Source organism: Streptomyces sp. AC555_RSS877 (genome assembly GCF_019049245.1).
In the GTDB taxonomy this organism is placed as follows: domain Bacteria; phylum Actinomycetota; class Actinomycetes; order Streptomycetales; family Streptomycetaceae; genus Streptomyces.
In genome coordinates this window covers 260,440-283,784 of the sequence record NZ_JAGMUK010000183.1, presented here as the reverse complement: position 1 = coordinate 283,784, position 23,345 = coordinate 260,440, and the positions used below count along the sequence as shown (strand labels likewise).

At 71.1% G+C, this 23,345-nt stretch carries 25 protein-coding genes and 1 pseudogene; 16 read left to right on the top strand and 10 right to left on the bottom strand.

What is annotated here, in order from left to right; all coding sequences use genetic code 11:
* The first annotated feature begins 3 nt into the window (after nucleotides 1-3).
* Complete coding sequence (locus KUM49_RS41595; RefSeq protein ID WP_217242131.1) at nucleotides 4-618, top strand: PadR family transcriptional regulator; 615 nt, start codon at nucleotides 4-6, stop codon at nucleotides 616-618.
* Nucleotides 619-709: 91 nt separating this feature from the next.
* Here KUM49_RS41595 and KUM49_RS41590 read toward each other — a convergent pair whose 3' ends face one another.
* Nucleotides 710-1,141, bottom strand: coding sequence for an SRPBCC family protein (locus tag KUM49_RS41590; RefSeq protein ID WP_217242130.1), 432 nt, complete (start codon nucleotides 1,139-1,141; stop codon nucleotides 710-712).
* Between the two features lie 261 nt (nucleotides 1,142-1,402).
* On the opposite strand from KUM49_RS41590, the gene KUM49_RS41585 reads away from it, so the two are divergent.
* The 3 genes from KUM49_RS41585 (at nucleotide 1,403) to KUM49_RS41575 (ending at nucleotide 4,196) form a co-directional block, all read left to right on the top strand.
* The gene (locus KUM49_RS41585; RefSeq protein WP_217242129.1) at nucleotides 1,403-1,951 is read left to right on the top strand and encodes a Clp protease N-terminal domain-containing protein; all 549 of its coding nucleotides are present in this window, start codon (nucleotides 1,403-1,405) and stop codon (nucleotides 1,949-1,951) included.
* A 71-nt stretch (nucleotides 1,952-2,022) separates the two neighbouring features.
* Complete coding sequence (locus KUM49_RS41580) at nucleotides 2,023-3,027, top strand: DMT family transporter (protein WP_217242161.1); 1,005 nt, start codon at nucleotides 2,023-2,025, stop codon at nucleotides 3,025-3,027.
* A 221-nt stretch (nucleotides 3,028-3,248) separates the two neighbouring features.
* Nucleotides 3,249-4,196: a DMT family transporter gene (locus tag KUM49_RS41575; RefSeq protein ID WP_217242128.1), complete on the top strand. Its 948-nt coding sequence runs from the start codon at nucleotides 3,249-3,251 to the stop codon at nucleotides 4,194-4,196.
* Between the two features lie 40 nt (nucleotides 4,197-4,236).
* Here the strand turns inward: KUM49_RS41575 and KUM49_RS41570 are convergent, their stop codons facing one another.
* Together KUM49_RS41570 and KUM49_RS41565 are read right to left on the bottom strand one after the other, a co-directional pair.
* On the bottom strand, nucleotides 4,237-4,869 hold the full coding sequence (locus tag KUM49_RS41570) for an FMN-binding negative transcriptional regulator (RefSeq protein ID WP_217242127.1): 633 nt from the start codon (nucleotides 4,867-4,869) through the stop codon (nucleotides 4,237-4,239).
* Nucleotides 4,869-5,552, bottom strand: a complete 684-nt coding sequence (locus tag KUM49_RS41565; RefSeq protein ID WP_217242126.1) for a pyridoxamine 5'-phosphate oxidase family protein — start codon at nucleotides 5,550-5,552, stop codon at nucleotides 4,869-4,871. The genes KUM49_RS41570 and KUM49_RS41565 overlap by 1 nt, the downstream gene beginning before the upstream one ends.
* A 35-nt stretch (nucleotides 5,553-5,587) precedes the next feature.
* On the opposite strand from KUM49_RS41565, the gene KUM49_RS41560 reads away from it, so the two are divergent.
* Entirely contained in the window at nucleotides 5,588-6,919 is a 1,332-nt protein-coding gene (locus KUM49_RS41560) for an aminotransferase class I/II-fold pyridoxal phosphate-dependent enzyme (RefSeq protein ID WP_217242125.1), read from the top strand.
* A gap of 595 nt (nucleotides 6,920-7,514) precedes the next feature.
* Here KUM49_RS41560 and KUM49_RS41555 read toward each other — a convergent pair.
* Nucleotides 7,515-8,436 (bottom strand): annotated as a pseudogene (locus KUM49_RS41555) (DMT family transporter); the annotation flags it as partial.
* 74 nt (nucleotides 8,437-8,510) lie between these two features.
* On the opposite strand from KUM49_RS41555, the gene KUM49_RS41550 reads away from it, so the two are divergent.
* The gene (locus tag KUM49_RS41550; RefSeq protein ID WP_217242124.1) at nucleotides 8,511-9,413 is read left to right on the top strand and encodes a LysR family transcriptional regulator; all 903 of its coding nucleotides are present in this window, start codon (nucleotides 8,511-8,513) and stop codon (nucleotides 9,411-9,413) included.
* Between the two features lies 1 nt (nucleotide 9,414).
* On the opposite strand, the gene KUM49_RS41545 is transcribed toward KUM49_RS41550, so the two are convergent.
* Nucleotides 9,415-9,882, bottom strand: coding sequence for a pyridoxamine 5'-phosphate oxidase family protein (locus tag KUM49_RS41545; protein ID WP_217242123.1), 468 nt, complete (start codon nucleotides 9,880-9,882; stop codon nucleotides 9,415-9,417).
* Between the two features lie 140 nt (nucleotides 9,883-10,022).
* Here KUM49_RS41545 and KUM49_RS41540 point away from each other — a divergent pair, with 140 nt between their 5' ends.
* Nucleotides 10,023-10,673, top strand: a complete 651-nt coding sequence (locus tag KUM49_RS41540; protein ID WP_217242122.1) for a cysteine hydrolase — start codon at nucleotides 10,023-10,025, stop codon at nucleotides 10,671-10,673.
* Nucleotides 10,674-10,676: 3 nt separating this feature from the next.
* Here the strand turns inward: KUM49_RS41540 and KUM49_RS41535 are convergent, their stop codons facing one another.
* Nucleotides 10,677-11,159 (bottom strand): Rieske (2Fe-2S) protein, encoded by a 483-nt coding sequence (locus KUM49_RS41535; protein ID WP_217242121.1) that lies wholly within the window; start codon nucleotides 11,157-11,159, stop codon nucleotides 10,677-10,679.
* 296 nt (nucleotides 11,160-11,455) lie between these two features.
* On the opposite strand from KUM49_RS41535, the gene KUM49_RS41530 reads away from it, so the two are divergent.
* From KUM49_RS41530 to KUM49_RS41520, 3 genes are all read left to right on the top strand, one after another.
* Entirely contained in the window at nucleotides 11,456-12,727 is a 1,272-nt protein-coding gene (locus KUM49_RS41530; RefSeq protein ID WP_217242120.1) for a hypothetical protein, read from the top strand.
* Between the two features lie 196 nt (nucleotides 12,728-12,923).
* On the top strand, nucleotides 12,924-13,688 hold the full coding sequence (locus KUM49_RS41525; RefSeq protein WP_217242119.1) for a HipA family kinase: 765 nt from the start codon (nucleotides 12,924-12,926) through the stop codon (nucleotides 13,686-13,688).
* On the top strand, nucleotides 13,685-14,101 hold the full coding sequence (locus KUM49_RS41520) for a DUF3037 domain-containing protein (RefSeq protein WP_217242118.1): 417 nt from the start codon (nucleotides 13,685-13,687) through the stop codon (nucleotides 14,099-14,101). The genes KUM49_RS41525 and KUM49_RS41520 overlap by 4 nt, the downstream gene beginning before the upstream one ends.
* A 28-nt stretch (nucleotides 14,102-14,129) precedes the next feature.
* Here the strand turns inward: KUM49_RS41520 and KUM49_RS41515 are convergent, their stop codons facing one another.
* Nucleotides 14,130-14,585, bottom strand: coding sequence for an excalibur calcium-binding protein (locus KUM49_RS41515; protein ID WP_217242117.1), 456 nt, complete (start codon nucleotides 14,583-14,585; stop codon nucleotides 14,130-14,132).
* 284 nt (nucleotides 14,586-14,869) lie between these two features.
* Between KUM49_RS41515 and fabG the strand changes: the two genes are divergently transcribed.
* The 5 genes from fabG (at nucleotide 14,870) to KUM49_RS41490 (ending at nucleotide 19,569) form a co-directional block, all read left to right on the top strand.
* Nucleotides 14,870-15,631: a 3-oxoacyl-ACP reductase FabG gene (fabG, locus tag KUM49_RS41510; RefSeq protein ID WP_217242116.1), complete on the top strand. Its 762-nt coding sequence runs from the start codon at nucleotides 14,870-14,872 to the stop codon at nucleotides 15,629-15,631.
* Nucleotides 15,632-15,648: 17 nt separating this feature from the next.
* Entirely contained in the window at nucleotides 15,649-16,407 is a 759-nt protein-coding gene (locus KUM49_RS41505) for an SDR family oxidoreductase (RefSeq protein ID WP_217242115.1), read from the top strand.
* Between the two features lie 188 nt (nucleotides 16,408-16,595).
* Nucleotides 16,596-18,176, top strand: coding sequence for an ABC transporter substrate-binding protein (locus KUM49_RS41500; RefSeq protein ID WP_217242114.1), 1,581 nt, complete (start codon nucleotides 16,596-16,598; stop codon nucleotides 18,174-18,176).
* A 107-nt stretch (nucleotides 18,177-18,283) separates the two neighbouring features.
* Nucleotides 18,284-18,967 (top strand): uracil-DNA glycosylase, encoded by a 684-nt coding sequence (gene ung / locus KUM49_RS41495; RefSeq protein WP_217242113.1) that lies wholly within the window; start codon nucleotides 18,284-18,286, stop codon nucleotides 18,965-18,967.
* A 110-nt stretch (nucleotides 18,968-19,077) separates the two neighbouring features.
* Nucleotides 19,078-19,569, top strand: coding sequence for a tetratricopeptide repeat protein (locus KUM49_RS41490; RefSeq protein WP_217242112.1), 492 nt, complete (start codon nucleotides 19,078-19,080; stop codon nucleotides 19,567-19,569).
* A 79-nt stretch (nucleotides 19,570-19,648) separates the two neighbouring features.
* Here KUM49_RS41490 and KUM49_RS50500 read toward each other — a convergent pair whose 3' ends face one another.
* On the bottom strand, nucleotides 19,649-19,846 hold the full coding sequence (locus KUM49_RS50500) for a hypothetical protein (RefSeq protein WP_308406986.1): 198 nt from the start codon (nucleotides 19,844-19,846) through the stop codon (nucleotides 19,649-19,651).
* 400 nt (nucleotides 19,847-20,246) lie between these two features.
* A complete protein-coding gene (locus KUM49_RS41480) occupies nucleotides 20,247-20,759 on the bottom strand; it encodes a DinB family protein (protein WP_217242110.1) in 513 nt (170 codons plus the stop codon).
* A 129-nt stretch (nucleotides 20,760-20,888) separates the two neighbouring features.
* Here KUM49_RS41480 and KUM49_RS41475 point away from each other — a divergent pair, with 129 nt between their 5' ends.
* Nucleotides 20,889-21,794, top strand: a complete 906-nt coding sequence (locus KUM49_RS41475) for a Gfo/Idh/MocA family protein (protein WP_217242109.1) — start codon at nucleotides 20,889-20,891, stop codon at nucleotides 21,792-21,794.
* Here the strand turns inward: KUM49_RS41475 and lnt are convergent.
* Complete coding sequence (lnt, locus tag KUM49_RS41470) at nucleotides 21,718-23,283, bottom strand: apolipoprotein N-acyltransferase (protein ID WP_217242108.1); 1,566 nt, start codon at nucleotides 23,281-23,283, stop codon at nucleotides 21,718-21,720. The two genes, KUM49_RS41475 and lnt, sit on opposite strands and share 77 nt — an antisense overlap.
* Nucleotides 23,284-23,345 lie beyond the last annotated feature (62 nt).

The following is a 23,345-nucleotide window of genomic DNA, read 5'->3' as shown; positions in this document are numbered from 1 at the left end:
GCGATGCGTTCCCACGGATTCGAACGTGGACATGGTGGCGCCGGCCGCCAGGGCGGCCGAGGCGGCTTCGACGGTCGGCGGGGTGCCTTCGGGCCCTTCGGGCCGGGTGGTCCCGGTGGCGGTCCCGGCTTCGGGCCGGGGCCCTGGGGGCCCCGGGGGCGAGGCGGACCGCGGGGGAGGGCGCGGCGCGGTGACGTGCGTGCGTCGATCCTGGCCCTCCTGAAGGACCGGCCCATGCACGGGTACGAGATGATCCAGGAGATCGCCGAGCGCAGTGGCGGGGCGTGGAAGCCCAGTCCCGGCTCGGTGTACCCCACTCTCCAGTTGCTGGAGGACGAGGGGCTGATCACCAGCGCCTCCGAGGGCGGCAAGAAGCTGTTCTCGCTCACCGACGCCGGCCGCACCGCGGCCGAGGAGGGCCCTGAGGCGCCCTGGGAGGAAGCCTCCCGCGGTGTCGACTGGGAGGCCCTGGGTGAGATCCGCCAGGCCGGCTTCGGTCTGATGGAGGCCTTCGGGCAGGTCTGGAAGACGGGCAGCAAGGATCAGCGCGAGAAGGCGGTCGGCGTGATCAACGACGCCCGCAAGAAGCTGTACCTGATCCTCGCCGATGAGGACTGAGCGCCCTACGGCAGTGAGGCGGCGCCCCGTGGAATGATCCGCGGGGCGCCTTCGCGTGGGCGGTCGGGGCAGTCCTGTGGCCGGAGAACCGTCAGCTCAACAGGCCTGCCAGCCTGCGCAGCGACTCGTTCAGGGCGGCCGTCCCCGAGTCCTTGAGCTTGCCCGCCATCAGCGAGACGGCGGCGCCGGTGAACTCGCCGTCGATGCGGACCGTGGTGGCGTCGTCGCCGTCGGGGGTGAGGGTGTAGCGCGTGGCGACGGTCACGGCCATCGGGCCCTTGCCGCGGATCGCGAGTACCCGGGCCGGCTCCAGTTCCTCGATGGTCCACTCGACCTCGGCCGGGAACCCCATGAGCTTCATGTTCTCCTGGAACGTCCCGCCCACGGCGAGGGTGTGCGGGCCGCCCTCGGGGAAGCTGGTGTGGGTCGCGTTCCACTCGCCGTACGCGGACCAGTCGGTCAGCCGGTCCCAGACCTTCTCCGCGGGTGCCTCGATCCGTGCCTCCGCGCTGACTTCGGCCATGCGACCACCTCTCCGTGTCGGGCTGCGGTGTCGCGGAACGTAGCCGCAGGGCCCGGAACATTCAATACTGACGAGCCATCAGAAATGCTTCGGGTGGGCGAGTCCGGCGCAGGGCAAGGCGGCGCGCGCCTCTCGGGGCACAAGGGCGTGATCTCATCCGTAAGGAGGAGATTCCGGCCTGCGGGGTCCCCTTCCCGTGGGACGCGAAGATGCTTCCTTTCGCGGATGACCCGAGAGGGCGGGACTGATGAGGTAGGGGGTGTGCAAGCCCGTATCCCCCGGCAGTCGGCCCAAGAGCCCGGCGGCCGGCCCCCGGTCCTCCCGGACAACGATGCCAGGCCCAGCGCCGAACTGGCAGCGGTACTCTCCGGCGCCCGTCGGCGGGCGGTCCGGGACGGCGACCGGCAGATCGACACGGCCCACCTGCTGCACTCCCTCCTGGAGAGCGACCCGGAGGTGCGGGACTTCTTCGACGCCGAACCGCAGTTCGCCCGACTCCTGGGCTACCTCGTGCAACGCAGCATCGGATACGGGCTCCGCTGGCAGGGCACAGTCGAGGACTCCGGCGCCGTACCGGTCGTGACCGAGGCGGAGGGCTTTTCGCCGCTGGCCGCCGGGGCGATGGAGTACGCCAGAGCGCGCGCCGCCCGGCGTGGCGGCGGCCCGGCCCGTGGCATCGACCTGCTCGCGGCGATCGTCGTGGACCCGCAGGCGCGGGCCGTCGAGGTACTGGGCCGGGCCGGGATCGACGCGACGGATGTGCTCGTCCGGGTGAACCGCCCTGCGGCGAATCCGGTGAGCGGGACGTAGGGGACCGTCCCGGTCCACTCGCTGAGACAGGTGTCAACGGGGATGACGCTCATGTCGTGGCCTGTCATCATGTGCCGGTGCACACGTCTGAGAGCAGTCAGGGCAATCGCGGAAGGGGCGTCGGGCTCGGCCTGGCGCTCACGTCCGCGCTCGCCTTCGGCGGATCCGGAGTCGCGGCCAAGCCGCTGATCGAAGCGGGCCTCGACCCGCTCCACGTGGTGTGGCTGCGGGTGGCGGGCGCGGCCGTGGTGATGCTGCCGGTCGCCGTACGCCACCGCGCGCTGCTGCGCCGCCGCCCCGCCCTGCTCGCCGGCTTCGGTCTGCTCGCGGTGGCCGGCGTCCAGGCCTGCTACTTCGCCGCGATCTCCCGCATACCCGTCGGGGTCGCACTGCTCGTCGAGTACCTCGCACCCGCCCTCGTGCTCGGCTGGGTGCGGTTCGTGCAGCGGCGGCCGGTGACGCGTGCCGCCGCGCTCGGCGTGGTCCTCGCGGTCGGCGGACTCGCCTGTGTCGTCGAGGTCTGGTCGGGTCTGAGCTTCGACGCCCTCGGTCTGCTGCTCGCCCTCGGTGCCGCCTGCTGCCAGGTCGGCTACTTCGTCCTGTCCGACCAGGGCAGCGACTCCGGCGCGGAGGCACCTGACCCGCTCGGGGTCATCGCGTACGGCCTCCTCGTCGGCACCGCCGTGCTGACCGTCGTAGCACGCCCCTGGAACATGGACTGGTCCTTGCTCGCCCGCAGCGCGGACATGGACGGTACGCCGGTGGCCGCCGGTCTGCTGCTCACCTGGATCGTGCTCGTCGCCACGGTGCTCGCCTACGTCACCGGGGTGGTCTCGGTGCGCCGGCTCTCGCCGCAGGTCGCTGGCGTCGTGGCCTGCCTCGAAGCGGTCATCGCCACCGTCCTGGCCTGGGTGCTGCTCGGCGAGCACCTTTCGGCACCGCAGATCATCGGTGGCGCGGTCGTCCTGACCGGAGCGTTCATCGCCCAGTCGTCGGCGCCCGCCAAGGGCTCCCCGGAGCCGGTGGCGAGCGGTGGCACGGAAAGTGAGTTGTCGGCCCGCGGAACCGCCACCTAGGCTCCCGATCATGCACCTGCACCGCATCGTTCTTCCGCCGCCGGCCACCTGAGGCGGGCCATCCGGCGAAGCGGGGTGTCCGAGACCCACTCCGAGACCCCTGAGCCCGGCAGCACACCGCCGGGCGGAACGGTGCTGCCCGCAGACGAAGTCCGCGGACCCCGCCCAGCGGGCGTCCTTTCCCGAACTTCAGCGCACCTTGCGCACTGCGGAGAGAACGCGTGTCGAATGCTGCTTCCGGCCTGCCCATCGGGCGAGGCCTTCTCTACCTGATCGTCGCCGGCGTCGCCTGGGGCACCGCCGGCGCGGTCGCTTCCCTGGCCTATGGCGCCAGTGACATCGGACCCGTCGCCCTGTCCTTCTGGCGCTGCGCGGCCGGGCTCGTCCTGCTGCTCGCCGCCCGCCGCCTGCGAACGGGCGGCGCGCGGACGGCCGTACGGGAACCGCTGCGTCACAAGGCGCGGCGGGCTGGTGTCACGGGGGTCTGTCTGGCCGTGTTCCAGACGGCCTACTTCGCGTCCGTCGAAGCCACCGGCCTCGCCGTGGCCACCGTCGTCACCCTGGGCGCCGGTCCCGTCCTCATCGCGCTCGGCGCGAGGCTGACCCTGGGGGAGCGGCTGGGACGGGGCGGGGCGCTCGCCGTCGTCGGGGCGCTCGCCGGGCTCGGGGTACTGATGCTCGGGGGCGAGGACGCGTCCGTGCGCCCCTGGGGTGTGCTGTTCGGGCTGGTGTCGGCGGCCGGGTGCTGTGTGATGACCCTGGTCACGCGGGGCCGGGGCCGGGACGGCGGTGCGGATGCCGCGAGTACGTCGGTGTGGACGCTCGCGGTCACCAGCCTGTGCCTGCTGCCGTTCGCCCTGGCCGAGGGGCTGGTGCCGCACACCGCGGAACCCGGCCTGCTCCTGTGGCTGTTGGCCTACATCGCGGCCGTCCCCACGGCCCTCGCCTACGCCCTCTACTTCGCGGCCGCCGCGGTCGTCCGGTCCACCACCGTGTCCGTGATCATGCTGCTGGAACCGGTGGGAGCCGCGGTGCTCGCCGTGGTGCTGCTCGGTGAGCGGCTCACCCCCACCACGCTGGCCGGCACCCTGCTGATGCTCGGGTCGGTCGCCGGGCTCGCGGTGGCGGAGAAGCGAGGTGACCTGGACGGGGAACCGGTGCTCGTGTGACGCGGAGTGGCCCTTCCCGTCGGGAAGGGCCACTCGTCGCTCATGTTCCGCGCCGGTTCAGCAGGTGCTCGCGCGCCGCCGCGTCCCGCGGGCCGCCGCGGTCCGCGAGGCCGGCCGCGATCCGGTCCTGGACCTCCGCGGGCCGGTGTCCCGCGTACTTGAACTTCGCCCGGACGGCGACCACGTCGAGCAGCATCCCGCGGATTCCGGCCAGCAGCCTGCCGTACGGTGCCTCGCCCACCGCCGCCCGTGCGGAGCCGCCCTCCGGCTGGAAGTGGCCGACCTGCCGGTTGAGAAGCGCGGCCTTCTCGGCCGGATCGTCCACGACATGGGCCGTGCAGCGGAGCTGGACCGCCGCGTACAGGCTTGTCGGGGTGCCGTGCTCGGAAGGGCTGTCCGGCGGCGCCTGCCAGGGGCCGGGGACGTAGACATAGTCGTCCACCACGCTCAGCACGACCTCCGGGTTCGCCTCCAGGGCCTGCCACAGGGGGTTCGGACGGGCCAGGTGCGTCAGCACCTCGCCGCGCTCGGCGTCGTAGGCGAAGTGCAGGGGCTGGACGTACGGCGGCTCGCCCGGAAGACCGTTGACGGCGAGCTGTCCGAAGTCGTGGACGGCCAGCCAGCCCTGCCATTCGGCATCGTCACGGGGCGCGTCCCAAGGGTGGATCAGCATCAGAGGGCCCGGAGGTAGTCGGGGATCGCGGTGCCGGGGGCCAGGCCGGCGTCGTCGAGAGGAGTCTCGTAGCCCTTGCGCAGCGGGACGACTCCGGCCCAGTGCGGGAGGGCGAGGTCCTCGGGCTCGTCGTTGACACCGCCGGTGCGGAGCTTGGCGGAGACCTCGTCGAGGTCGAGGCGGATCACGGCGGTGGCGGCGAACTCCTTCTTGTTGGCCGGCCGCGAGTCCCGGGACCGGCCCGGTACGACGTGGTCGACCAGCGCGTCCAGGGCCAGCCGCTTCTCCTCGGGGTCCGTCACGTCATGGGCGATGCCGTGTACGACGACCGACCGGTAGTTGATCGAGTGATGGAAGGCGGAGCGGGCCAGGATCAGCGCGTCGACGTGCGTGACCGTCAGACACACCGGGAGCCCGGGGTCGGCCTGTCCGGTCATCCGCAACGGGCGCGACCCCGTCGAGCCGTGGACGTACAGCCGCTCGCCGACCCGTCCGTACAGCGTGGGCAGCACGACCGGGGTCCCGTCACGGACGAAACCCAGGTGGCAGACGTAGGCCTCGTCGAGTATCGCGTGCACCAACTCCCTGTCGTAGGAAGCCTTGTGCGCGGCGCGGGTGGGGACGGTGCGGTCGGTCGGGGCGTAGGCGGCGGGCTGCGTCGTCGTCTGCTGGGTCCCCTGCATTGCGCTCTCCATTGCACTAGTGCATAATTAGCTTTGTGCTAGGAGATTACCGGATCACAGGCCGGCGCGCAGCAGAGATTTCGGCGAGCATCGAGCAGGCGGTGGGTGCCGGTGAGCTGTCCCCGGGCCAACTCCTGCCTCCCATGCGGGAGTTGGCTACCGAACTGGGCGTGAACCCCAACACCGTCGCGGCCGCGTACCGCACTCTGCGCGAGCGCGCGGTCATCGAGACCGCCGGGCGCCGGGGCAGCAGGGTGCGGCCCAAGCCGGCCACGACCGGGCGCGAGCACATCCGCGTGGACGTGCCCGAGGGCGTGCGGGACGTGTCGAACGGCAACCCGGATCCCGCGCTGCTGCCCTCCCTCGCGCAGGCGTTCGCGGCGGCCGCCGAGCAGAGCGACCGGCAGCCGGTCATGTACGGAGACGATCCCGTCGAGCCGGAGTTGGCGCGGCTCGCACGGGCCGGACTGGACGCCGACGGCGTGCCGGACGGGCCCCTCGCCGCCGTGTCGGGGTCGCTGGACGCCATCGAGCGGATCCTCGCCGTCCACCTCAAGCCGGGGGACGTCGTCGCGGTGGAGGATCCGGGATGGGGTGGTCTGCTCGACCTCGTCCCGGCACTCGGGCTGCGCACCGCCCCCGTGCGGGTGGACGACGAGGGGCCGCTCCCGGACGACGTGCGGCGGGCTCTGGAGTCCGGGGCGCGCGCCCTGATCGTCACCGACCGGGCGCAGAACCCGACGGGGGCGGCGGTGAGCGCCACGCGCGCGCGTGCCCTGCGGTCCGTGCTCCGGGCGCACCCGGAGACCCTGCTGATCGAGGACGACCACGGCCACGGCATCGTCGACCTACCCCTGCATCCCCTCGCGGAAGTCACCCGCAGTTGGGCCTTCGTGCGCTCGGCCGCCAAGGCGTACGGCCCCGATCTGCGGCTCGGCGTGTTCACCGGGGACGCCGTCACCGTCGACCGGGTGCGCGGACGACAGCGGCTCGGGCCCGGCTGGGTCAGCCGGATCACGCAGGAGGCCGTGAGGCGGCTGTGGGCCGAGGGCGCGCTGGACACGCCGACCGTGGCGGCCGCGTACCGGGCGCGCCGGGAACTGCTGATCGACGCGCTCGCGGCCCGCGGTGTCGAGGCCCACGGGCGCTCCGGTCTGAACGTGTGGATCCCCGTGCCCGACGAGACCGGAGCCGTCGCCCGGCTGCTGCACTCCGGCTGGGCCGTCGCGCCCGGCGCCCGCTTCCGGATGAGCGCACCGCCGGGAATCCGGATCACCGTCGCGACACTCGCCGAGCATGAGACCGGCCCGTTGGCGGACGCGGTCGCCTCCGCCGTCAGGCCGGCCCCGGTTCGCGGTTACGTCTAGGAGCTGGCCTCGGTGAGGGACTGCGCGGGGCTGTCCTGACCGTCCTGACCGTCCTGGCCGTCCTGGCCGTCCTGGCCGTCCTGGCTGTCGGCGGGGGCGCCGGGGACGGACTCGGGGGCGACCGGGGGTTCGGACTCGGTAGGGGACCCGGGCCTGGACCCTTGCGCGGACCCGGTCGCGGACTTGGACCCGGACTCGGACCCGGCGCCGGAGCCGGACCTGGACCCGGTCGCGGTCCCGGACCTGGACCCGGTCCCGGACCTGGACCCGGTCGTGGTCCCGAACCCGGTCGTGGTCCCGAACCCGGTCGTGGTCCCGGACCTGGACCCGGTCGTGGTCCCGGACCTGGACCCGGTCGTGGTCCCGAACCCGGTCGTGGTCCCGGACCTGGACCCGGTCGTGGTCCCGGACCTGGACCCGGTCGTGGTCCCGAACCCGGTCGTGGTCCCGGACCTGGACCCGGTCGTGGTCCCGGACCCGGGCGCGGGCACGGACCCGCCCCCGGCCCCGGCCCCGGGCGCAGACCTAGGCGCGGACTCGGTCGCGGCCCCGGCCCCAGCCCCGGGCTCTGAACCGGCGTGGCGGTCGTGTCCCTTCGGCCTTGCCTGCGTCAGTGCGGCCCCCGCCAGGACGATCGCCGCGCCGACCGGTGTCGACCAGCTCAGCGATTCGCCGAGGATCGCGACGCCGGCGGCCGTGGCGATGACCGGGATGAAGTAGGTGACCATCTGGGCCGTCGTCGGACCGACCTCGGCGACCAGGCCGTACTGGAGGAGGACCGCGAGCCCCGTGCCGAGGACGCCCAGAGCCGCGATCGCCAGCAGGGGAGTGATCGCGATGTGGCTCGGAAGGTTCGTGAACATCGGGGTGACGATTGCCAGTTGCAGCGTGGCCAGCAGCAACTGGGCCCCGGTCATCGACAGGTTCGAGTGGCTGGAGCCGGCCAGGGTGCGACGGACGTAGATCCAGCCGATCGGATAGCTGAGCGAGGCCAACAGGGCCATCGCCGTGCCCGTGGCGTCCAGCCCGTGGAAGCCCTGCCAGGCGCCGAGGACCGTCAGGACGCCGAGGAAGCCGAGGCCGAGACCGGCGACACGGACCCGGGTCGGCCGGTCCTCGGAGAGGGCGACCAGGGACAGGGCCATGCCCCACAGCGGCGAGGTCGCGTTGCAGATGCCCGCGAGCGTGGAGGGGATCGTCAGCTCGGAGTAGGCGAAGAGCGAGAACGGCAGCGCGTTCAGGAAGAGCGCGGCGACCGTCAGATGCGCCCAGGTGCGCGCTCCGCGCGGGAGCCGTTCCCGCCGTACGGCCATCGCGGCGGCGAGCACCGCCGTGCCGAAGACCAGGCGCCCGAGCGTGACCTGGAAGGGGGCGTAGCCCTCGGTACCCACCTTGATGAGCAGGAAGCTGAAACCCCAGATCAGCGCGAGGACGCCGAAGCGCAGGCGCCAGTCGAGGGCGGGGCGGAGGCGGGAGGCGGTCCGGACCTCTGTGCGGGTGGCGGTGACGGTGGTCATGGGGACAACGATGGCGCCGACAACCTCGTAGCACAATCGAGATTTCTCACGGGATATCTCGTAGTATTGCTTACATGTTGAACCTGGAGCGCCTACGCACCCTCGACGCCCTCGCCCGGCACGGCTCGGTGAGCGGCGCCGCCGAGGGACTGCATATCACCACGTCGGCCGTTTCCCAGCAGATGTCCAAGCTGGAGCGGGAGGTCGGCCAGCAGCTCCTCGCCAAGAACGGGCGGGGCGTGCGGCTCACGGACGCGGGCCGGCTGCTCGCCGAGCACGCGGCACGCATCCTGTCGCAGGTCGAGCTCGCCCAGTCCGACCTGGAGGCCCAGCGCGGGCAGGTCGTCGGCGAGCTCAGGCTGTCGGCGTTCCCGACGGCCGCGCGCGGCCTGTTCCCCACCGCGCTCGCCGCCCTGCGCGCCCAGCACCCGGCCCTGCGGATCCGCTCCTCCGAGCTCGAACCCGAGAGCGGCATCGCCGGGGTGATCCGCGGCGACCTCGACCTCGCGGTCGTCCTCGACTGGTACAACAAGCCGATGCCGCTGCCCGACGGCCTGGTCAAGGCGCACATCCTGGACGACCCCGCCGACGTGGCGCTGCCGGCCGGACACCGTCTCGCGGACCGTGACGAGGTGGACCTCGGCGAGTTCGCCGAGGACGAGTGGATCACCTGGGGCGAGGGCGAGTTCTGTCACGAGTGGCTGATGTTCACGCTGCGCTCCAAGGGCATCGAGCCGATCGTCGGCCACCGCGCAGCCGAGACGCACACCCAACTCGGACTGGTCGCCGCGGGATTGGGGGTGTGCATCGCCCCCCTGCTGGGGCGCCACCCGATGCCCGCTGAGGTCGTCACCGTCCCGCTGAAGCAGCGGGTGCGCCGGCATGTGTACGTCGTCTGGCGTGCGGACGCCGACCGCCGCCCGTCGATCCGGGCGGCGGTCGAGGCGCTCAAGTCGGCGGCCGAGAAGCTCGGTTGAGTCAGGCCGACCCGAGCTTGCGAAAGTCCCAGGAAACGACCTTCTCCGGGGTCAGCCGGATCCACGCGTGCCGTCCGTCGTGCGGCATTTCGTCGAGTCGGAAGTTCTTGCGGGCGAACAGGGTCTCGGGCAGGTCGAGTTCGGCGCACAGCTCCCCGGTGCGCGGTGCCTCGCCCACGAAGTCCACGGTGCCGGACAGCTCGACGCCGCGCAGTTCGTCGTACTCCTCGCCCGTGTCCACGACGATCGCGACCCGCTGATCGCGCCGCAGATCGGTCCACCGCTTGCTGCGCACCACCGAGTAGAGCCACATCGACGTGCCGTCCCAGGCGAACCAGAGCGTGCTCACGTGCGGGGCGCCGGTCGCGGACACGGTGGCGACCCGGCAGGTGCGCTGGCTGGTGAGGAACTCGTCCAGCTCGCCGGGTGTCATCATGATCTTGCGGCCTCGGCGCTGAGTGACGGTCATGCGGCCCCCTCTTTCTCTCACGTCGTGTCAGAGGAGATCCTCTGACATCACGTCAGAAAAAGCATGGGTCGTCTTCCGTCCCCGCGCAATGGTGGTTAATCTCACCCGGCCCACAGCCCGTCGGCGACCAGGGGAAAGCCATGCCGTCGTACGAACAGCTCAGTGAGCTCCTCGCCCCCGCGACCACCGTCCTCCTCACCGTCGAGTGCCAGCAGGGCGTCGTCGGACCCGACAGCGCCCTGCCCGAACTCGCCGAGGAGGCACGCTCGTCGGGTGCCCTCGCCAACGTCGCCCGTCTCGTCGCCGCCGCGCACCGGGGCGGCGTCCAGGTGATCCACGCGGTCGCCGAACGCCGCCCTGACGGCCGCGGCGCCAGCCGCAACGCCCGCCTCTTCCGCGCCGCCGAACGGCTGCCCGTCCAGCAGCTGTCCGGCACCACCGCGGTGCGCCTGGCCGTGCCCATCGAGGCCGCCGAGGAGGACCTCGTCGTACGACGGCTGCACGGGCTGTCGCCGATCCAGGGAACCGAGGTCGACGCCCTGCTGCGCAACCTGGGCTGCCGCACGCTGATCGTGACCGGGGTGTCGGCCAACGTGGCGATCCCCAACGCCGTCTTCGACGCCGTGAACCGCGGCTACACCGCCGTCGTGCCCACGGACGCCATCGCGGGGGTGCCCTCCGACTACACCCCCGCGATGATCCGCAACACCCTCGCATTGGTCGCCACGGTCGCGACCACGGACGAGGTGCTGGCCTGCGTCAGCCGGCAGCGCCGTACGGTCCGGCGCTGACGGTCACGCGAGGGTGATCGAATCCCCGCTCACGGTTATCTGCATCTCCGGCAGCGGCTTCTTCGCCGGACCGCTCTTCACGCTGCCGTCGGTGATCGAGAAGTTGCTGTTGTGACAGGGGCAGTTGATGACGCCGTCGGCGACGCTCTTCACCGCGCAGCCTTGATGGGTGCAGGTGGCCGAGAACGCCTTGAACTCGCCGGCCGTCGGCTGCACCACCACCACCTTCTGGTCGGCGAAGACCTTCCCGCCGCCCTCGGGGATGTCGGCGGTCGCCGCGAGCGCCGTGCCGCCCCCGGCGTTGCCGGCCGAGCCGTCCCCGGTGGGGCTGCTGCCGGACGAGTCGGCGGGGGCGGACGAGCTCGACGAGTCGTCGTCCGAGCCGCCGCACGCGGTCAGCGCGACGGCGAGCCCAGCCGCTCCGGCCGCCGCCACGACGGTACGACGGCCCGGCCCCGAGGTGGGCTTGAACGATGCGCTGGTCATGGTGCGATTCCCTTCGGGAGGTTGCGCGATGTGCCGACAGATACGGTCGGCACAGATCGCCTGTTCAGACAACGTCGAAATCTTGACCTGCTCACGATGGGCCGTGGGTAAAGCGGAGCTATCGGTTCGCTGTCCGGTCCTGTCGGTTTCCTGTCCGGGCCGGCGCAGGCCGTCTCCGCTGCCCGTCAACCGGGCGGCCGCCGACCGTGGTTTATGGCATCGCCCAGATGACCGGTAACCGAACACCTGTAGTTGTGCTGAGTGTTCGAATCCCTCTACTTTTGCCGGTCATGACCATGACGCGCAGATCGATCATCAAGGGCATGGCCACCGCACCGTTCATCGGTGTGGCCGGCAGGGTGCTCGCCCCCACCACCGCCCACGCGGCCACCATCAACGCCGGCCAGTTCAGCCTCACCAGCCGGTCCTCCAACAGCCATGGCCAGTTCGCCGATCTGGCGGCCGGCCTGGCGAACAGCCTCACCAAGGTCGGCGCGACCACCGTCATAGCCGACACCAACCGCAGCGCCAGAGCCCTCACCAGCGCGCCCAGTACCGCTACGGCCTTCCAGACCGGCTTCGCCTGGGACACCGACGACCAGGTGGTGGACTACTGGATACCCCAGGGCGTCACCACCAGCGCCGACGCCTATGGCAACGGCCTCTACCCGGAGGGTGGAAGCAACAAGGTCGTCCTCGTCTCCTGGTTCTTCGAGACCGATCCGGACGCCGACGGCGTCGACGAGTACCCGCTCGACAAGGGCCTGCGAGTGACCTTCGTCGACTACAGCAGCGCGTCCGCACCGACGTACCGGCATGTGCTGCTGGTCGAACCCGTCAAGACCAGCACGGGTGCGTACTCCTTCAATCCCATCCGCAAGCACGCCGGCGGCATCATGTGGTACGGCGACCTGCTCTATGTCGTCGACACCTACAAGGGGCTCCGAGTGTTCGACCTGCGCAGCCTCTTCCAGGTCGCCACCGCGGAGAAGGACGTGTGCGGACTGCACACCGACGGGCAGTACTACGGCTACGGCTACCAGTACGTCCTGCCGCAGAGTCACGCCTACGACAATGCAGGAACGTACCTGCGCTATACGGCGATCGGGCTCGACCGCGCCAGCAGCCCCGACAGCCTGGTGGTCAGCGAGTACTCGCTCTCCGGCACCGTCGACTACACGGACGGCAACTTCAACGGCACGGGCTCGGGCACCACCACACCCAAGGTGGTCCGCTGGAACCTCGACTACACCGACCGGCACCCGGCCTCCCTCACCGCGACGGAAGCCGTCACCGTCAGCCAGCAGAAGATCCAGGGCGTCGTCTCCCGCAACAGCAAGCACTACCTCTCGGCGAGCAACGGCCCCTCCGGCAAGGGCGCTCTGCGTACCTTCACCTCCGGCGGCTCCACCGCGAGCACCGTCTGCGACCTGGCCGTCGGCTGCGAGGACCTCAGCTACCACAGCAGCGGGGCGTCCGGCTGGTCGTACAGCGAGTCCGTGATCTGGAACGCCAGCGAATACACCAACAAGCGCTACGTCTACGCGGTCCGCGCGGACGGCTCCTGAAAAACTGTCCGGCGGATCATCCGGTCTCCGGCATGATCCGCCGGACCTCACCGGCGATCACCCTCGGTTACTATGCTCACTTCATGCGGGAGGCCGGGAGTACGGGGCGCACCGTCCTCGACGGACTGCTCGGGAGACGGGGAGATCTTCCTGCCGGCGGAAATCGTAAGGCTGAAGAGACAGGTGGCCTGGGAACATGCTGAGAGAGGTCACCGCGACCCGCTACATCACGCCCCTGCGTGAAGGCGGCTCGCTGCCGGGGCTCGTCGAGGCCGACGACCGCGGAACGTACGTCATGAAGTTCACCGGTGCCGGGCAGGGCCGCAAGACGCTGGTCGCCGAGGTCGTGTGCGGCGAACTCGCCCGGCGGCTCGGCTTCCGGGTGCCGCGCCTCGTGACGATCGGCCTCGACCCGGTGCTGGGGCTCGGCGAACCCGACCCGGAGGTGCAGGAACTGCTCAAATCCAGCGGCGGCACCAACCTCGGCATGGACTTCCTCTCCGGAGCCCTCGGCTTCGACCCGCTCGCCTTCGAGGTGAGCCCGGAGGAGGCCGGGCGGATCGTCTGGTTCGACGCGCTGGTGAACAACGTCGACCGCTCCTGGCGCAACCCCAACCTGCTGGTGTGGCAGGGCGACCTGTGGCTCATCGACCACGGCGCGACCATGATCTGGCACCACAACTGGCCCGGCGCCGAGGCCTCGGCGGCCCGCCCGTACGACGCCTCCGAGCACGTGCTCGCGTCCTTCGCGCCGGACGTCGCCGCGGCCGCCGCCGCGCTCGCGCCGCTGGTCACCGCGGAGCTTCTGGCCGAGGTCACCGCGAAGATCCCGGACGTGTGGCTGTCGGACGAGCCCGGTTTCGACACACCGGACGACCTCCGCCGGGCCTACGCGCGTCCGCTGGCCGCGCGCGCCGCCGTCGTCCACGACCGCATCCAGGGCATCGAGGGAAGCAAGTGAGCGAGCGCCACATCATCAGGGGGAGCGACCGCAACGAGCGGGACGTCTTCGAGTACGCGCTGCTGCGCGTCGTCCCCCGCATCGAACGAGGCGAGTGCATCAACGCCGGGGTGCTGGTCTACTGCCGGGCCAAGTCGTACGTGGGCGTGCGCACCCACCTCGACGAGGCGCGGCTCCTCGCCCTGGACCCGGAGGCGGACGTGGCCGGCGTAAGGGCCGCCCTGCGTGCCGCCGAGGGTGTCAGCACGGGCGGTGAAGCGGCGGGTCAGGCCGCTCGCGACGACGCCGGGCGGCGCTTTCGCTGGCTGATCGCGCCCCGCTCGACGGTCGTCCAGCCGGGGCCCGTGCACACCGGACTGACCACCGACCCGGCCGCGGAGACCGACCGGCTGCTCGGCCTGCTGGTGCGCTGAGGGAGGCGGCGCCGCCGCGTGCCGGCCGTCAGGTCCGACGTCGCCTCACCACATGGCCGAGGGCGACGACGCCGCCCGCGGCCAGGGCCAGGCCGATTCCGGTGGTCCAGCCGCTCGGTCCGGAGTCCGACGCCCCGCCCAGCCCGCCGCGCACCCCCTGCGTCGGGGTGACGGCCGCCGGAGTCCTGGGAGTGACGGCCGCCGGAGTTGTCGGAGTGACAGTCGTCGGAGCGACGGGAGCGGCGGTCGAGGAGATGACGGGGGCGCCGCGCCGGGGCAGTGCCTCGCAGGCGATGCCGTCGTCCGGACCCTGGTCCTCGTCGAGCCGGTTCGGATCCGTGGGGTCCGAGTCGAACACGGCCTGCGCCTCCTCCCGGTAGGTGAAGTCGGCGCAGTCCAGATCCTGGGCGTGAGCGATGTCGGCCAACGGCAGTATCGCGATGATCGCGATCAGCGTGCCGGCGGCACCGGTACGACGGCGCATCGAGCGCCTCCTTTCCGGCCACGAGTGGCCCGCGCTTCGACGCTATGGGCCAGATGGTGCAGGGGCGCGCAGCGGTGGGCCGATCGGGTGCCGCCGACGGACACCGGTGCGGGACGATGACGTGCGGGCGCGGCCTGCGGGGCAGGCCCCCGCAGGTAATGGATCACACCGGGCTCGTGTGACGTTGACACCGGGTGCCAGGGCTTCTAGCGTCACGTCTGCTGAAGGTACTAAGCGGTCGCTCACCATATGGGCGTCCTTCTCGAGGGCGAGGAGAACCAGCAATGTCCACCACTGAGCAGCGGGTCGCCGTGGTCACCGGCGGAGCGCGCGGCATCGGCGCCGCCACCGCCGTACGACTGGCCGCCGAGGGTCGCGCGGTCGCCGTGATCGACCTTGACGAGACAGCCTGCAAGGACACCGTGGAGAAGATCACCGCGGCGGGCGGCAAGGCGATCGCGGTCGGCGCGGACGTCTCCGACGAGGCCCAGGTCGAGGCGGCCGTCGCGCGCGTCGTCGCGGAGCTCGGCGCCCCGACGATCCTCGTCAACAACGCGGGCGTGCTCCGCGACAACCTGCTGTTCAAGATGAGCGTGTCCGACTGGGACACGGTCCTGAACGTGCACCTGCGGGGCTCGTTCCTGATGACCCGAGCCGTCCAGAAGTACATGGTGGACGCCAAGTTCGGCCGCGTCGTCAACCTGTCCTCGTCCTCGGCGCTCGGCAACCGCGGCCAGGTCAACTACTCCGCCGCCAAGGCCGGTCTGCAGGGCTTCACCAAGACGCTCGCGTTCGAGCTCGGCAAGTTCGGCGTCACCGCCAACGCCGTGGCGCCCGGCTTCATCGCCACCGACATGACCGCCGCCACCGCCGAGCGGGTCGGCATGGGCTTCGAGGAGTTCAAGGCCGCGGCCGCCACCCAGATCCCGGTCCAGCGCGTGGGCAACCCGGACGACATCGCCAACGCGATCGCCTTCTTCACGGGCGACGCCGCCGGATTCGTCTCCGGCCAGGTGCTGTACGTCGCCGGCGGACCGCTCAACTAGGGCTGAGGAACAGGGACATGACGACTGTGGAACTCTCGGGCAAGGTCGCCCTGGTCACCGGCGCCAGCCGCGGCATCGGTTACGGCATCGCCGAGGCTCTCGTCGCGCGCGGCGACCGCGTGTGCATCACCGGGCGCAACGAGGAGGCCCTCAAGGAGGCCGTCGAGCAGCTCGGCGCCGACCGGGTCATCGGCGTCGCGGGCAAGGCCCACGACGTGGCCCACCAGGCCGTCGCCGTCGAGCGCACGATGGAGGCCTTCGGCCGCGTCGACTACCTGGTCAACAACGCCGGCACCAACCCGGTGTTCGGGCCGATCGCCGACCTCGACCTGGACGTCGCCCGCAAGGTCTTCGAGACCAACGTGGTCTCCGCGCTCGGGTTCGCGCAGAAGACCTGGCACGCCTGGCAGAAGGACCACGGCGGCGCGATCGTCAACATCGCCTCCGTCGCGGGCGTCTCCGCCTCGCCCTTCATCGGTGCCTACGGCATCAGCAAGGCCGCCATGATCAACCTGACCCTCCAGCTGGCGCACGAGTACGCGCCCAGGGTGCGGGTCAACGCGATCGCCCCGGCCGTCGTGAAGACCCAGTTCGCGAAGGCCCTGTACGAGGGCCGGGAGGAGGAGGCCGCCGCGGGGTACCCGCTGGCCCGGCTCGGCGTGCCCTCCGACATCGGCGGCGCCACGGCCTTCCTCACCTCGGAGCAGTCCGACTGGATCACCGGCCAGACGCTCGTCGTCGACGGCGGCATCTTCCTGAACGCCGGCGTGGGCTGACCCACGTGAGTTTCGGCACGGGCGCTCCTCGAAACGGCGCCCGTGCCGACGTACCGGGGTCGCACAGGCCGATGACAACGTCGTCATCGCGAAATCGATCAAGAGAGCGATCGCCGGGGAGGTTCAGAGGGCGGAGCGCTGCGGTATGGTCTGCCGACCCTTGGTACGGCCTTTCGAGGAGCAAGCGCGTGTTCATCCGGAACCGATACCTGCCGCCGCTCGCGGCCATCGCGTCCATATCCCTGGTGGCCGGATGTGGTGTGTTCTCCTCGGACGCCTCCGGAGACGAGGCGCCGGTCGTCGTGGGAACCACCAGTTCTCCGGCCACGCTGGACCCCGCGGCTTCCTGGGACAACTCCTGGGAGCTGTTCCGCAATGTGTACCAAACCCTCCTGAACTATTCCCCCGGTACGGTCGAGCCCGAACCCGACGCCGCCGAGAGCTGTGGCTTCACGGACGGTTCGAGCACCGTGTACAGCTGCACGCTGCGCAAGGACCTGAAGTTCTCCGACGGGCACGCGCTGGACGCCAGGGCGGTCAAGCACTCGTTCGACCGGATCAAGAAGATCAACGTCAATGGCGGCCCCGCCGGTCTCCTGGGAACTCTCTCCCGGGTGCAGGTGAAGGGTGACCGCGAGGTCGTCTTCCATCTCAGCCAGCCCGACGCCACCTTCCCCCTGGTGCTGACCACGCCCGCCATGTCGATCGTGGATCCCGAGGAGTACCCCGCGGACGCGCTCCGCGAGGACGGCGACATCAGTGGCTCGGGGCCCTACAGTCTGGCTTCCTTCGAGGAGGGCGAGAAGGCCGAGCTCGTCCGCAACGACAACTACAAGGGCCTGGCGGACCGCAAGAACAGCGCCGTGACCATCCGCTACTTCCAGCAGTCGGACGAGATGGTCAAGGCCCTCAAGGACAAGGAGATCGCGGTCATCTATCGCGGTCTCGGTGCCTCGGACACCGTGAACCTCCAGGTCAACCAGAAGGCGGAGGGGCTCCAGCTCATCGAGAACCCCACCACCGAGATCAGTTACCTGGTCTTCAACCCCAGCGACCCGTGGGCCGCCAAGCCCGCGGTCCGCAAGGCGGTCGCCCAGGTCATCGACCGCCCGGCGCTCGCGCACAACATCTACAAGGACACCGTCGAGCCGCTGTACTCCATGATCCCCAGAGGGCTGGTGGGTCACACCACGGGCTTCTTCGACGACTTCGGTGCCCCCAGCGTGCGCAAGGCCGAGAAGATCCTCACGGAAGCGGGCATCACCGAGCGCGTCCCGCTGACGCTCTGGTACACGAGCGACCGCTACGGCTCGACGACCAAGCCCGCCTTCGAGGAGCTGAAGCGGCAGCTCGAGGCCTCCGACCTGTTCACGGTCACCCTCAAGAGCCGCCCCTGGAAGAGCTACGTGGAGGGATACCAGAAGGGCGAGTACCCGGTGTTCGGGCGCGGCTGGTTCCCCGACTTCAACGACGCCGACAACTTCATCGCGCCCTTCGTGGGCAAGCAGAACGCGCTCGGCACCCCGTACGAAGCACCCGAGATCACCGGCAAGCTGCTGCCGGAGTCACGCGCGGAGAGCGACCGCGGGGCCGTGGCCAAGCAGATCAAGGAAGCCCAGCAGATCCTCGTGGACGACGCGCGGCTGCTGCCCCTGTGGCAGGGCAAGCAGTACGTGGCCGCGAACGACGAGATCGCGGGGCTCGAGAAGGTCATCGACCCGGCGACGATGATGGTCATGTGGGAGCTGTACTGGAAGACGAGCTGGTAGGGGCCGTCGGCGCGGTCCGCGGAGCCGGTTGTCAGTGCCCGCCTGTAGGTTCTGTGGCCTGGACGTGACCGCACGTCCCAGTGACCGCACACCGTAAGGAAGTTGACGTGACCGACACCGCCATGCTGCCCGAGTCCTGGCGCGGGGTCCTGGGCGACGAACTGCAGCAGCCCTACTTCAAGGAGCTGACGGAGTTCGTCGAGGAGGAGCGAGCGAGGGGTCCCGTCCACCCTCCGCGCGAGGAGGTCTTCGCCGCGCTGGACGCCACGCCGTTCGAGCAGGTCAAGGTCCTCGTCCTCGGTCAGGACCCGTACCACGGCGAGGGCCAGGGCCACGGCCTGTGCTTCTCGGTCCGTCCCGGCGTGAAGACACCGCCCTCGCTGCGCAACATCTACAAGGAGATGAAGGCGGAGCTCGGGCTGGAAATCCCGGACAACGGCTATCTGATGCCGTGGGCCCGCCAGGGCGTGCTGCTCCTCAACGCGGTGCTCACGGTCCGGGGCGGCGAGGCCAACTCGCACAAGGGCAGGGGCTGGGAGAAGTTCACCGACGCGGTGATCCGCGCGGTGGCCGAGCGGCCCGACCCGGCGGTCTTCGTGCTGTGGGGCAACTACGCGCAGAAGAAGCTCCCCCTGATCGACGAGACCCGGCACGCGGTGGTCAAGGGCGCTCACCCCTCCCCACTGTCGGCCAAGAAGTTCTTCGGCTCCCGCCCGTTCACGCAGATCAACGAGGCGGTCGCCCGACAGGGGCACCAGCCCGTCGACTGGACCATCCCGAACCTGGGCTGACCGTCGCCGGGCCGGTTCCCCGCCGAACCGGCCCGGTGCCGCCTGACCGGGATTGCCGGTGGCGGCGGTTAGCGTCGGCGGGGACAGTCGGCGAGGGTGCGGAGGACGCGGTGGCGGAGCGACAGGGGCAGGCGGCCGTGGATGCCGTGATGACGCGGATCGGGCAAGCCGTGATGCTGCATCACGCCGGTGACCGTGAGGAGGCCCGGGAGCGGTTCCTGGGCCTGTGGGCGGAGATCGGTGACGACGGCGATCCCCTGCACCGCTGCACGCTGGCCCACTACATGGCCGACACCCAGGACGACCCGTTCGACGAGCTCGCCTGGGACCTGAGAGCACTGACGGCCGCGGAGGAGCTGACGGACGACCGGCTCCGCGAGCACGAGGGAGCGCTCGCCGTGCGGGCGCTGTACCCGTCCCTGCATCTGAACCTGGCCGCCGACTATGTGAAGCTCGGCCGCACGGAGGCCGCCCGCACCCATCTGCGCCGGGCGCGGGAGGCGTCCGGTGCGCTGGGCGACGACGGGTACGGGTACGGGGTACGGGGAGCGATCAACCGGCTGGAGCTGCGGATCGGCGAAGGGGGCGCTTCGCGCTGGTGAGCGTGCGGGCCGCCGCGCGGCGACCTCGCACCGATGGTCGTCCGCTCCCTGCCACCCCGCCCCTGCGTCCACCTCCTGCTCACCGCCCGTAGGTCTGGTCGCAGATCATCGACTCCGGGCTGCCCGCCTGCCAGCCCCCGTACTGCCTGCCGAGCGCGCAGACGTCCTTCGCGTCCTTCGGGACCGACCTGGCCACGTCGGGGATCTCCACGTGCGGCTTCGCGGGGTGTCCGGCCTCGGGGTGGCGGGGTTTCGGACGCGCCGGGCGGGAGCGCACAGGCGGTTCCTCGGCCCGTGGCGGGGCCGCCGGGGCGGCGCGGTGCGACGCCGGTGGTGTCGGGTCCGGGCGGCGGGACGGGCCGATCATTTCGAGGGCCTCGCGGGCCGGCGCCTGCACGATCTGCGGCTCCGACCGCTCCTCCGGCCGGGGTGCCGACGGCTGAGAGGGGGCCGGCGACGGGCCTGACACGGGTGAGTGCTGGACCGTCGCACAGCCGGAGAGGGCCGAGACAGCCACGGTGACCAGGAGCGTTGCGGTGGTTGTCGTTCGATGCACCCGCGCAACTCTGCTGGGTCGAACGGCCTTTGGACAGCGGACAAGCGGAGGATGCCCCGCACGGGTGATCTCCGGCCCCGTACGGAGGGGGCGGGTCCGCGGCGGCTGACGTCGGCCTGCCTCAGTATCCCGTCGCGCCGTCGATGCGCTCGCGGATCAGGTCGGCGTGGCCGTTGTGGCGGGCGTACTCCTCGATCATGTGCGTGTAGATCCAGCGCAGGTTGAACGGCTCATGGGTGAACCGGCTCTTGCCGCGTGAGAGGTCGTCCAGGCCGAACCCCGTGGAATTGCGCCGGGCGATCTCGATCTCGGCCTGCCAGGTGCCGTACGCCTCCTCCCAGCTGTCCGCCTCGGTGAGATGGAACTCGCCGTCCCGGTCCTCCTCGGTGGAGTAGATCGGCCCCGGATCGTCGCCCATCAGCACCTTGCGGAACCAGCCCCGCTCCACCTCCGCCATGTGCCGCACCAGACCCATCAGGGACAGCTCGGACGGCTCCGCCGAGGCGGTCCTGAGCTGGGCGTCGGTCAGACCCTCGCACTTCCACGCCAAGGTCTGCCGGTGGTACTCCAGCCAGCCCTCCAGCATGGTGCGTTCGTCGGCGTTCTGGGCGGGTTCGCTGCGCTGCGTCGTCATGAACGCATCGTCGCCCACCGTGCCCGCCCCCACCACGGGTTTTCCACGCCTTCGCCGACCGGGGGCCGCCACGGCCGCCGTATGCTTCCGGCATGACCCCGGCAGGCAACCACCGCTGAAGGAGAGCCCGTGAAGGTCGGCTGCATCGGACTCGGTGACATCGCGCGGAAGGCGTATCTGCCGGTGCTCGGCGGCCTCCCCGGGGTCGAGCTGCACGTGCAGACCCGCACCCCGGCGACGCTCGCCCGGGTCGCCGACGGCCTTCACCTCCCCGAGGAGCGGCGCCACAGCGACCTGGACTCCCTCCTCGGCCAGGACCTCGACGCCGCCTTCGTGCACGCGCCGACCACCGTGCACCCCGAGATCGTGACGCGGCTCCTCGAGGCGGGCGTACCGACGTACGTCGACAAGCCGCTGGCGTACGAACTCGCCCATTCCGCACGGCTGGTTGAGCTCGCCGAACAGCGGAACGTGAGCCTGGCCGTCGGCTTCAACCGGCGCTACGCCCCCGGGTACGCCCAGTGCGCCGATCACCCGCGCGAGCTGATCCTGATGCAGAAGAACCGGATCGGGCTTCCCGAGGAGCCCCGCACGATGATCCTCGACGACTTCATCCACGTCGTGGACACCCTGCGCTTCCTCGTCCCCGGCCCTGTGGACGACGTGACCGTGCGCGCCCGCGTGGAGGACGGCCTGCTGCAACATGTCGTGCTGCAACTGGCCGGGGACGGCTTCACCGCCCTCGGCGTGATGAACCGGCTCAGCGGCTCGGCCGAGGAGATCCTCGAGGTGTCCGGGCAGGACACCAAGCGTCAGGTGGTCAACCTCGCCGAGGTGATCGACCACAAGGGCCAGCCGACCGTGCGGCGGCGCGGCGACTGGGTGCCGGTGGCCCGGCAGCGCGGCATCGAGCAGGTGGTGGGTGCCTTCCTCGACGCCGTGCGCGCGGGCAAGGTGCTCAGCGCCAGGGACGCGCTGGCGACTCACGAACTGTGCGAGCAGGTGGTACGGGCGGTTCAGGAGCAGGCCGCCTGACCCGCAGCGTCCGTACGCCCTCGGTGACGCCCCACGCCCCGAGGATCAACAGGGCCGCCCGCACCGGCCAGTCGCCGAAGCGGACGTACGGCGTGACGCCGTCGGCCAACGGCACCTCGTACACCGCGCTCGTGCTCGCGCTGGTGCCGAGCCACGGTCCGATGCGCTGCCCGCTCGGGCCGTAGACCGCCGACACGCCCGTCAGCGTCGCGTGGACCATCGGGCGGCCGGTCTCCGCGGCGCGCAGGGCGGCCAGTGAGGCGTGCTGTTCGGGGGCCCAGCTGTGCTGGAACGTCGACGTGGAGGACTGGCCGACCAGGACGTCGGCGCCGTCCTCGGTGAGATGTCGGGTCATGTCCGGGAAGGCGGTCTCGAAGCACACCATCGGACCGATCCTGAGCCCGTTCCCGGCGTCCATCACCACCTGCCCGGAACCCTGCCTGCGGTTCTCGCCCGCCGCCTTGCCGACGGAGGTCGCCCAGCCGAGCAGTGAGCGGGCCGGGACGTACTCGCCGAAGGGGACGAGCCGCATCTTGTCGTAGCGGTCGCCGGTGAGGCCGTCGGGCCCGACCAGGATCGAACTCTTGTAGATGCCGGGCTTGTCGGAGCGCCGGGCGTCCACGTTGACCAGTATGTCGGCGTCGGTGGCGCGTGACAGCGCGGCGATCCTCCTCGCGAGGTCGGGCCGGCCCCCGAGGTCGTAGCCGACACTGCTCTCACCCCAGACGATCAGGTCGACGTCCTGTCCGACCAGCTCGCGGGTGAGCTGTTCCTCCCGGGCGAAGCGCCTGTCGGGGCCTTCGACGACCCCCGGCTGGACGACCGCGATCCTGGTCCGCCCCTCGGTATCGGGGCGCGGCGACCACACCCAGGCCGCCGAGGCGGCCGCCGCCGTGGCGACCAGCCCGGCGACGGCCGGCATCCGGGACTCACGGACCGTGACCAGCACGGCGACCGCCACGTTGACGGCCACGACAAGGAAGCTGAGCAGCCACACCCCGCCCACCGAGGCGAGCCGCAGCGCCGGTTCCACCTGCCACTGGCCCGCCCCGAGCACGCCCCAGGGGCCGCCGAGCCCCTGCCAGGAACGCACGAGTTCGACCGCCAGCCAGCCCGACGGCAGGACGAGCAGGGCGGCCCCGGTCCGGGCACGGGAGGGCGCTCCGGCGAGACAGCGGCGCACCAGCCAGGCCCACGGGCCCCACAAGGCGCCCAGCAGCGCCGCGAGGACGAACGTGAACACGTGCAGGCTCGGCAGCAGCCAGTGGTGCATCGCCAGCATGAACCCGAACCCGCCCCACCAGCCGTCGTACGCCGCCCGTTTCCCGGTCGGCGCCGAGCGGATCAGCACGATCCAGGGGACGAGGGCGACGTACGCACACCACCACAGTGACGGGGCGGGAAAGGCGAGTACAGGCAGGGCGCCCGCCGCCGCGGCGACGGTCGAGCGCCGCCACGGGGAGGTGAGCCAGTGGCCGAACGACTTCATACGGCACCTCCTACCCCGTGGGTGTCTCCAGTGTGCGTGCCGCGGACGCCCCTGGGACAGAG

Coding starts and splice junctions, on each gene's coding strand:
- KUM49_RS41515 (WP_217242117.1), bottom strand. CDS start 14,585: ATGCGCCGTCGTACCGGTGCCGCCGGCACGCTGATCGCGATCATCGCG.
- lnt (WP_217242108.1), bottom strand. CDS start 23,283: ATGAAGTCGTTCGGCCACTGGCTCACCTCCCCGTGGCGGCGCTCGACC.
- KUM49_RS41480 (WP_217242110.1), bottom strand. CDS start 20,759: ATGACGACGCAGCGCAGCGAACCCGCCCAGAACGCCGACGAACGCACC.
- KUM49_RS41535 (WP_217242121.1), bottom strand. CDS start 11,159: ATGACCAGCGCATCGTTCAAGCCCACCTCGGGGCCGGGCCGTCGTACC.
- KUM49_RS41540 (WP_217242122.1), top strand. CDS start 10,023: ATGCCGTCGTACGAACAGCTCAGTGAGCTCCTCGCCCCCGCGACCACC.
- KUM49_RS41505 (WP_217242115.1), top strand. CDS start 15,649: ATGACGACTGTGGAACTCTCGGGCAAGGTCGCCCTGGTCACCGGCGCC.
- KUM49_RS41545 (WP_217242123.1), bottom strand. CDS start 9,882: ATGACCGTCACTCAGCGCCGAGGCCGCAAGATCATGATGACACCCGGC.
- KUM49_RS41595 (WP_217242131.1), top strand. CDS start 4: ATGCGTTCCCACGGATTCGAACGTGGACATGGTGGCGCCGGCCGCCAG.
- KUM49_RS41570 (WP_217242127.1), bottom strand. CDS start 4,869: ATGCTGATCCACCCTTGGGACGCGCCCCGTGACGATGCCGAATGGCAG.
- KUM49_RS41590 (WP_217242130.1), bottom strand. CDS start 1,141: ATGGCCGAAGTCAGCGCGGAGGCACGGATCGAGGCACCCGCGGAGAAG.
- KUM49_RS41530 (WP_217242120.1), top strand. CDS start 11,456: ATGACGCGCAGATCGATCATCAAGGGCATGGCCACCGCACCGTTCATC.
- KUM49_RS41525 (WP_217242119.1), top strand. CDS start 12,924: ATGCTGAGAGAGGTCACCGCGACCCGCTACATCACGCCCCTGCGTGAA.
- fabG (WP_217242116.1), top strand. CDS start 14,870: ATGTCCACCACTGAGCAGCGGGTCGCCGTGGTCACCGGCGGAGCGCGC.
- KUM49_RS41565 (WP_217242126.1), bottom strand. CDS start 5,552: ATGCAGGGGACCCAGCAGACGACGACGCAGCCCGCCGCCTACGCCCCG.
- KUM49_RS41550 (WP_217242124.1), top strand. CDS start 8,511: ATGTTGAACCTGGAGCGCCTACGCACCCTCGACGCCCTCGCCCGGCAC.